The sequence below is a fragment of the Klebsiella sp. CB_Kp196 genome (assembly GCF_040061575.1).
Lineage (GTDB): Bacteria > Pseudomonadota > Gammaproteobacteria > Enterobacterales > Enterobacteriaceae > Klebsiella > Klebsiella michiganensis.
On sequence record NZ_JBEAFH010000017.1, the window covers coordinates 1 to 8,529 of the forward strand.

The 8,529-nt window shown below is 60.6% G+C and carries 7 protein-coding genes; 2 read left to right on the forward strand and 5 right to left on the reverse strand.

Annotated features, from left to right (window positions below):
- Positions 1–140: 140 nt before the first annotated feature.
- Genes entH through entC form a run of 5 tightly spaced genes read right to left on the reverse strand, consistent with a single transcriptional unit; the run spans position 141 to position 4,967 of the window.
- Complete coding sequence (entH, locus tag ABLU87_RS04610) at positions 141–554, reverse strand: proofreading thioesterase EntH (RefSeq protein ID WP_004848685.1); 414 nt, start codon at positions 552–554, stop codon at positions 141–143.
- Entirely contained in the window at positions 555–1,310 is a 756-nt protein-coding gene (gene entA, locus ABLU87_RS04615) for a 2,3-dihydro-2,3-dihydroxybenzoate dehydrogenase EntA (protein WP_014837779.1), read from the reverse strand.
- Positions 1,310–2,161, reverse strand: coding sequence for an enterobactin biosynthesis bifunctional isochorismatase/aryl carrier protein EntB (gene entB, locus ABLU87_RS04620; RefSeq protein WP_025108237.1), 852 nt, complete (start codon positions 2,159–2,161; stop codon positions 1,310–1,312). Before entB ends, entA begins: the two co-directional genes overlap by 1 nt.
- Before the next feature lie 13 nt (positions 2,162–2,174).
- Complete coding sequence (gene entE / locus ABLU87_RS04625) at positions 2,175–3,782, reverse strand: (2,3-dihydroxybenzoyl)adenylate synthase EntE (RefSeq protein ID WP_122117904.1); 1,608 nt, start codon at positions 3,780–3,782, stop codon at positions 2,175–2,177.
- A 9-nt stretch (positions 3,783–3,791) separates the two neighbouring features.
- Positions 3,792–4,967: an isochorismate synthase EntC gene (entC, locus tag ABLU87_RS04630; RefSeq protein WP_122117905.1), complete on the reverse strand. Its 1,176-nt coding sequence runs from the start codon at positions 4,965–4,967 to the stop codon at positions 3,792–3,794.
- Positions 4,968–5,154: 187 nt separating this feature from the next.
- On the opposite strand from entC, the gene fepB reads away from it, so the two are divergent.
- The gene (gene fepB / locus ABLU87_RS04635; RefSeq protein WP_122117906.1) at positions 5,155–6,114 is read left to right on the forward strand and encodes a Fe2+-enterobactin ABC transporter substrate-binding protein; all 960 of its coding nucleotides are present in this window, start codon (positions 5,155–5,157) and stop codon (positions 6,112–6,114) included.
- Between the two features lie 229 nt (positions 6,115–6,343).
- Complete coding sequence (locus tag ABLU87_RS04640; RefSeq protein WP_265810283.1) at positions 6,344–8,461, forward strand: glycosyl hydrolase family 18 protein; 2,118 nt, start codon at positions 6,344–6,346, stop codon at positions 8,459–8,461.
- Positions 8,462–8,529: the final 68 nt, after the last annotated feature.

The window sequence follows — 8,529 nt, forward strand, 5'->3', positions numbered from 1 at the left end:
ACGATGATGAACCCGTAGCCCGGGTAAGCGCAGCGCGACCCGGGAAGAAGCCGCAGACGACGGTGAGTTGTCCGGAACCACAGACGGCGCGTTACCCGTAGCCCGGGTAAGCGCAGCGCGACCCGGGAACAGGCTATGCCTCAGCCGAGGACCGCCGTGCCCAGACGGCAGGTGCAGCAGCGTCGTCCCCGCTCGTCGAACACCGCAATTTCCCAGCTCTGGCCCTGACGCCCCAGGTGCAGCGCCCGACATTCGCCGCGGACTTTGCCGCTGGAGACCGCCCGGTGATGGGTGGCATTGAGCTCGGTCCCCACTACGCACTGCCCCTCTTCGGTCATCAGCCACCCGGCCATCGAGCCCAGGGTTTCCGCCAGCGCCGCGGAGGCGCCGCCGTGCAGCAGCCCGAACGGCTGATGGGTTCGCGCGTCGACCGGCATTTCCGCTTCCAGCACGCCCTCCTCAAGCCGGGTATAAACGATGCCCAGATGCGCCACCATCGTATTGACGCTGGTCGCGTTGAGTTCATCCAGCGTCAGCTGACGTTTCCAGGCCATTTATGCCCCCAGCGTCGAGCCGCCGTCCACCACGATATCCTGCAGCGTGATATGGCTGGCGTGGTCGGAGGCGAGGAACAGAATGGTATTGGCAATCTCCTGCGGGCGGGCGATTTTGCCCAGCGGAATGCCCAGCTTAAACTGCTCGCCGAAGCCGCGAATGCGCTGCTGCTCAGCGTCATCGCTCACCCACAGCGTCCGCTGCATATCGGTATCGGTAGAGCCAGGAGAAACCAGATTACAGCGTACGCCGCTGCCCGCCAGCTCCAGCCCGACGGTCAGCGCCAGGCTCTTCAGCGCCGCCTTTGATGCGCCGTAGGCGCTCATGCCAATGCGCGGCGTATGCGCAGCGTCGGACGCCACGGTCACAATCGCCCCGCCTTTTTGGCGGCGGAACTGCGCCATCGTCTGCTGGAACAGGTTAAACGCCCCGCCAACGTTAACGGCAAAGGTCTGCTGCCAGTCTTCCTGGCTCAGCGCATCGGTCGCCCCCATCCGCAAAATACCGGCGGCATTGACCAGCACATCCAGCCGCGCGATCCCTGCCAGCAGGCGGCCGCACGTCTGCGCCACCTGCTGCGCGTCGGCAACGTCCAGCGTCTCGGTGGCGAACGGGTAGCTTTCGCCGTCGAACGCCAAATCGAACCCGGTTACCTGCGCGCCGGCCTCAACGAACGCCAGGGCGGTGGCGTAGCCGATCCCCTTGCCCGCGCCGGTGATCCACACGGTCCGGCCGTGAAAATCGAGCCCGTTCATTATTTCACCTCGCGGGAAAGCAGCGCCCACCAGGCATCAATGGTCGGATTTTTCGCCAGCACCACGAAGTCGATATCGCCGTGCACTTTACGCCAGCGGGCGGCGAGCGCCATCATGCGTACCGAATCCAGGCCGTAGTCGATCAGGTTTTCGTCATCCATCGGTTCGTCGGATTCATCCAGCAGCGGCAGCACCAGCGCCCGCAGCGCCGCTTTCGATGCCGGCAGCGGCAGCAGCTCTTCGGTCATCACCACTCGACCGGAGCGACCCGCCACGTAGTTGAGCGCCATCAGGTGCTCCTCGCGGCTGAAATCGGCCAGCGCGTCGGCAACGAAGAACGGCTTAATATCGCGCATAAACGCATCGGTCGCAGTGGTCATGCAGCCGATATGGGCATATACGCCGGTGATGATTAGCTGATCGCGCCCCGCCTCTTTCAGCATCTCCTCCAGCGGCGAGCGATGAAACGCGCTGTAGCGCCACTTCACCAGCACGGTGTCGTTGTCGTCCGGCGCAAGCGCGGCAATCACCTGCTGCTGCTCCGGCGAACGGGTCAGGCCCGGCCCCCACATGTCGTTCAGCAGCGCGCGGTCTTCATCGCTCTGCTCTTTCGGCTGGGCGGTGTAAAAAACCGGAATATGGTTCTGTTTGCAGAACTCGCGCAGGGCGGCGATGTTGGCCACCACTTTCTCCATCATCGCGCTGTTTTCGCCCCAGAAGTTAAGGAAATACTCCTGCATATCGTGGATCAACAGCGCGGCACGGGACGGCTCAAATGCCCAGTTCACTTTGTTCGCCGGGATATCGCTGGCTTCCGGCAGCGCGTAAGCCTGTAATTTTGGGATTGCCATTCTGTCTTCTCCTTCAGCCCAGCTTGCGTTCAGCCAGCCACTGACGTAATTGTTTTTTATCGACTTTGCCCACCGGCGTCAGCGGCAGCGCATCAACGCACTCCACGCGGTCCGGCAGTTTAAATTCTGCGACCCCTTGTTCCCGCAGGAAGCGGCGTACCGCCACCGCGCGCAGAGGCTCTTTTACCACCAGATATGCGCAGCTCTTTTCCCCCAGCAGGCTATCTTCCATGCTGACCAGCGCGACGTGGATCACCGCCGGATGGCGCAGCAGCAGGTTTTCGATCTCTTCCGCCGCGATCTTCTCGCCGCCGCGGTTGATCTGATCTTTTTCCCGCCCCTGCACGGTGATATAGCCATCTTCATCGATCGAGATCAGATCGCCAGAGCAGTAGAAACCATCGGCATCAAAGGCCTCGGCATTATGCTGCGGGCTCTTGTAGTACCCGCGGAAGGTATAAGGGCCACGGGTCATCAGGCGCCCGACTTCGCCGCGCGGCAGCGGATTACCCTGCGCATCGGCCACCCACACTTCGTCATCAGGACACATCGGGCAGCCCTGGGTATTGATAATGCGCTCGGGGCTGTCGTTGAGGCGGGTATAGTTCACCAGCCCCTCCGCCATGCCGAAGACCTGCTGGAGCTGACAGCCGATTTCCGCCGGAATACGCGCGGCGAGGGTCGCGGACAGGCGCGCCCCACCTACCTGCAGCAGCCGCAGCGACTGCAGACGGGCATTGCTGCCGGACTCATGGATCTCCTGTAACCACAGGCTTACCGCCGGCGGAACCAGCGAGGTCAGGTTAATCTGGTGCTTTTCGATCAGCGGGAAGCAGAGGGTGGCGCTCGGGTCGTGCGCCAGCACCACCACGCCGCCGGCGAGGAAGACGCCGAGTGAACCCGGCGAGCTCATCGCGTAGTTGTGGGCGGCGGGAAGCGCGTTCAGATAGCGCGTTTCGGCGCTTACGCCGCACAGCTGGTTGCTGCGGCGAATGCTGTATTCGTAGTCGTTATGAGTACGCGGAATGAGCTTCGGCGTACCGGTGCTGCCGCCGGAGAGCTGGAAAAAGGCCACTTCGTCAGCGGGCGTCGGATGCGCGACGAAATTATCGTCAGGCCGCGCGATGGCCGCCGCCAGGCTGCGTTCGCCGCCGTCGTTCAGCAGCAGGGCCACGCGTACCGACGTATGCTGGGCGACAAAAGCGTTAAGAAAATCATCATCGGCAAACAGCGCGTGTTCGCGGTCGGCAATCAGCAAAGCGGGTTCAATCTGCGCGGCGTAGGCGTTCAGCTCGCTACGCTGGTGGCTGAACAGCGCGTTGACCGGCGCAACGCCGATACGCAGCAGCGCGAAGAAGGTGATATAAAATTCCGCAACGTTGCCCAGCTGCACCAGCGCCGTTTCGCCGCGCTTCAGGCCCTGACGCTGCAGCGAGGAGGCGAGGTTATCCACCAGGCGGTTGAATTCACGGTAGCTGTAGCTTTTGTCGCCGTCGATAATCGCGGGAGCGTCGTTTTCCGCATGACGGGTAATCAGATGGGTTAGCGGCAGATCCTGCCAGTAACCTTTTTGCCGATAGCGGGCCGCAAACTCTTCCGGCCAGCGGGTAAATTCGATCATCATAGTCCCTTATTGCAAGCCGAATACGTTCAGCATGGTGGTCAGTTTGACGCCGGTTTCGCGCCACTCGCCTAGCGGCGAAGAGGCCGGGACGATACCTGCGCCAGCAAATAGCCGCAGGGTGCGCTGCTGCAGGCGCGCGCAGCGGATGGTCACCACCCACTCGCCGTTGCCTTCATCATCGCACCAGCCGACGATGCCGCCGAACAGCTGACGGTCGAACGGCTCCAGTTCGTTAATCAGGCGTTTCGCCGCCTGATGCGGGAAGCCGCTCAGCGCCGGCGTCGGGTGCAGCAGGCAGGCCAGCGACATGGCGTTCTCATTTGCCAGCGCGGTGCCCTGAATCTGCGTCGCCAGATGCCACAGGGTCGGCGTGGTGATCAGCTGCGGAGAGTCCGGCAGGGAGAGTTCGCTGCTGCGCGGCGCTAATACGGCCTTCATCGCCTGGGTCACCAGCTCATGTTCGTGGCGGTCTTTTTCCGATGCCAGCAGCCTGTGCCCCGCTTCGCGGTCCAGCACATCGTCCGGCTGGCGACGGGCCGAACCGGCCAGCGGCAGAGAGCTGAAATGCGCGCCTTCTTTACGCAGCAGCAGCTCCGGGCTGGCGCCCAGCAGCACGCCGCCGTCCGAGAGCGGCACGTGGAAGTTATAGCTGGCCGGGTTCTGGGCGATCAGGCGCTCGAGCAGCGCCCCGCTATCCACCCGTTCGCGGGTGGTGATATCAATCAGGCGCGAGAGGACCACTTTGTCCACTTTCGGCGTCGCGGTGAGGGCCGCCGCGCGCGCCACCATCGCCATGAAGGTGTCCTGTTCGGGGATCTCCCGGCGCTGCACCACGTCCATCGGCTGTTGCCCGGACGCATAGCGCGCGGAGTGCTGCTTTTCAGTGCGGGAGAACGCTGTCCAGCTCGCGGGGATAAACAGCTCGGAAGGCTCACTGGTATCGAACGGAATGGCGCCGACCATCACAGGCTTTGCGATCCCGGCAGCCCGCGCCGCTTTAAACGAGGCCGCTATTTTTTGCTGAAACTCCCCGTCCGGATTATCGCCGTCGGCGGCCGGATGAGAGAATCGGCTAAAGCAGCCAGCGGTGGTGAAGCTGCGGTACGGCGACATAAAGAAGAAGCTTTCCGGCGGCAGAGTCATTTTTTTCTCCCGTACTTCCTCAGCCAAAGACGTTTCCATATCATCCTCCAAAAACGATAAAGATATTACGAATAATTATCATTTATATTTTGGTTGGGTAACCTAAAAGGTATTGCGCGCTATGTCAACCGTACAGGTAGCATGTTGTGCGACTTAAGCTTGCATCGACGCCGCTCACAGCTGAAAATGAGAAGCATTTATCACTACTTAACCAGGATGCGAATACGTGAATTTCTCCACCTTTTGCCGCCGTACCCTCCTCGCCAGCGGCCTGGCGATTTTCGGAATTAGCTCAGCGCTGGCGGCAGACTGGCCGCGTCAGATAACCGACAGCCGGGGACCCCATAAGCTGGAAAGCCAGCCGCTGCGCATTGTTTCCACCAGCGTGACGCTGACCGGCTCGCTGCTGGCGATTGACGCGCCGGTGGTGGCCAGCGGGGCCACGACGCCCAATAACCGCGTCGCCGACGGTCAGGGATTTTTACGCCAGTGGAGCGATGTGGCGAAAGCGCGCAAGCTGTCGCGCCTCTATATTGGCGAACCGAGCGCTGAGGCCGTCGCGGCGCAAATGCCGGATCTCATTCTGATTAGCGCCACCGGCGGCGATTCGGCGATGATGCTCTACGACCAGCTTTCCACCATCGCCCCGACGCTTATCATTAACTACGATGATAAAAGCTGGCAGGCCCTGCTGACCCAACTGGGGGAGATTACCGGCCACGAAAAACAGGCGGCGGAGAGAATCGCGGAGTTTGATAAAAAGCTGGCGGCGCTGAAAGAGAAAATGAAGCTGCCGCCGCAGCCGGTCACCGCGCTGGTCTACACCGCCGCGGCCCATAGCGCCAATATCTGGACCAAAGAATCCGCTCAGGGACAGCTGCTCGAGCAGCTGGGCTTTACCCTTGCCGACCTGCCCGGCGGGCTGCATGCCAGCCAGAGCCAGGGAAAACGGCATGATATCGTGCAGCTGGGCGGGGAAAACTTAGCCGCCGGACTTAACGGCCAGAGCCTGTTCCTGTTTGCCGGCGACCAAAAGGACGCCGACGCGATTAACGCCAACCCGCTGCTGGCGCATCTGCCCGCCGTTGAAGGCAAACGCGTTTATCCGCTGGGGACGGAAACCTTCCGCCTGGATTACTACAGCGCCGTACTGGTGCTGCAGCGCTTAGCGGCCCTCTTTGCGTAAGCCACGCTTCCCGGCGCCGGTCGCCGGGATCTCATCGCGCCTCATTTCATATATCATCGCGTTGTTATAACAGGCTTTTTCACCGTTTAACGCCCTATCACCCTCATCGCCCATCAGCCGAAATATCATCGTTTCAGGTGTTATTTTGTGATTAGCCCCGGCCGCCGCGTTGCCCGATTATCTGCCCCACACCGCTTGAGGTGGTCATTCAACACAGAAGGAAATTAACGTGGCAACGAGCAAATTGATTAAGGGCGATACGCTGACCGAAACCAGCAACGCCGCAGACGGCTTTAACCCGGCAACAGAAGTGAGCGCATACAGCTATACCTCCGCTCGCGTCGCTAAACCGGTCTATAACAAATACAAAGCCTCCACCACCAAACCCAAAGTCTTCGGCTACTACACCGACTGGTCACAGTATGATGGTCGTCTGCAGGGCGATAATTCAAAAGATAACCGCGGTCGCGGCTACGACCTGACCAACGTTTCTCCTACCGCCTACGACAAAATCATCGTCGGTTTCGTCGGCGTGACCGGCTTCCACAAAGTAGACAACCTGTGGCGCGACGTGGTTGCCGAAGGTGCCGATCAGTGCGGGAAAGTGAAGTACGAGCCCACCTTCCTCGACCCGTGGGGCGACTTCCAGTCTTACGTTAACGTTGGTCATACCGTCAGCGGCTGGGATGTCGATCCGAAGACCGTGACCCAGAGTAATACTAAAGGCCTGCTCGGCGGCCTGCGCGATCTGCAGGCCAAAGCGAAGCAGCAGGGCCACGACCTGGTGCTGTCCATGAGCATCGGCGGCTGGAGCATGAGCAACGGTTTCCATGAAACCGCCGCGTCTGACGCCGCGCGTAAGGTCTTTGCCAAAGGCGTGGTAAAACTGTTCAAACAGTTCCCGATGTTCAGCGAAGTGGATATCGACTGGGAATATCCGAACGCCGAAGGCGCTGGCAACCCGTACGGCCCGGAAGACGGCGAGAACTACGCCCTGCTGATTGGCGAACTGCGTAAGCAGCTGGACGCCGCAGGCCTGAGCAACGTCAAAATCTCCATTGCCAGCTCGGCGGTGGTCAAGACGCTCGGCTACTCCAACGTCAATGCGCTGCTGAAAGCGGGCCTGTACGGTATCAACGTCATGACCTATGACTTCTTCGGTACCCCGTGGGCGGAAAGCGTGACCCACCACACCAACCTGAAGGCGCTGGAAGAAGGCGGCTGGGGGGTGGATACCGTTGTCGGCCATCTGCTGTCCGAAGGCTTCCCGGCAGAGCGAATCAATATTGGTTACGCTGCCTACACCCGTAACGGGCGCAACGCGGAGCTGGAATCCCTTTCTCCGCTGAAGGGTACCTATAACCCGGGCACCGGCACCACCGTAGGCTCCTTCGAATCGGGCACCACCGAATGGTACGACATCATTTATAACTACCTGGATCTGGAAAACCAGAAAGGCCGTAACGGCTTCAACGTCTACACCGACAAGGTTGCCGACGCGGACTACCTCTACAACCCTGACAGCAAACTGTTCATGTCCCTGGATACGCCGCGCACGGTGAAAGCCAAGGGCGAATACGCCGCCAGCCTCGGCCTGGGCGCGCTGTTCACCTGGACAATCGACCAGGACAACGGCGTGCTGGTTAACGCCGCCCGTGAGGGTCTGGGCTATGAAATGGCGTCTGAAATTATCGATATGGAGCCGTTCTATTTCGAAGGCATCAACGTCGACCCGGCGGATACACCGGCTGAACCGGAGGAAGAGGAGGAGGATACCGTCCAGCCTGAACCGTCGGTAAACCATGCGCCGAAAGCCGCTATCGAACTGATGGTGGTAGGCGGCTCCCGCGTGCGCCTTTCCGGCGAAAAATCTTCTGATGAAGATAACGACGAGTTGACCTTTAGCTGGGGCGTGCCCGCGGCGATCAACGTCGCCGATAAAACCGCGGCGGTCATTGAGTTCGATGTGCCGAAAGTGGCTGCGGATACCGAGTATACCTTCACCCTGTTCGTGCGCGATACCTGGGGTGAACCGTCAACGCAGCAGCGCTTTGTGCTCTCCGTCGTCGCCGCGACTCAGACTGATGATACCGAGGACGAGCCGGCTGACGACCAGGATCGCACCGATGATACGCCTCAACCGGCAGATGATGATGCTGTTCCTTCTGACGAAACCACGCCTTACCCGCTGTGGAATGCCAGCACCGTCTATGGCAGCAACTGGGGCAGCTTTGAAATCGTGAGCTGGAAAGGCCATAACTACCAGGTGAAATGGTGGTCTCAGGGCAACCAGCCGGATCTGAACTGCGGTCAGTTCCAGGTCTGGAGCGATCTCGGCGCGTACTAAGCGTAAATCGTCACTGACGAGTGATAGCCAGCCCCGGAGCAATCCGGGGCTTTTTATTATCGCTCTTT

Excerpts from the sequence above, each read along its gene's own strand:
- entC (WP_122117905.1), bottom strand. The coding sequence starts at position 4,967 with ATGGAAACGTCTTTGGCTGAGGAAGTACGGGAGAAAAAAATGACTCTG.
- entE (WP_122117904.1), bottom strand. The coding sequence starts at position 3,782 with ATGATCGAATTTACCCGCTGGCCGGAAGAGTTTGCGGCCCGCTATCGG.
- entA (WP_014837779.1), bottom strand. The coding sequence starts at position 1,310 with ATGAACGGGCTCGATTTTCACGGCCGGACCGTGTGGATCACCGGCGCG.
- entB (WP_025108237.1), bottom strand. The coding sequence starts at position 2,161 with ATGGCAATCCCAAAATTACAGGCTTACGCGCTGCCGGAAGCCAGCGAT.
- entH (WP_004848685.1), bottom strand. The coding sequence starts at position 554 with ATGGCCTGGAAACGTCAGCTGACGCTGGATGAACTCAACGCGACCAGC.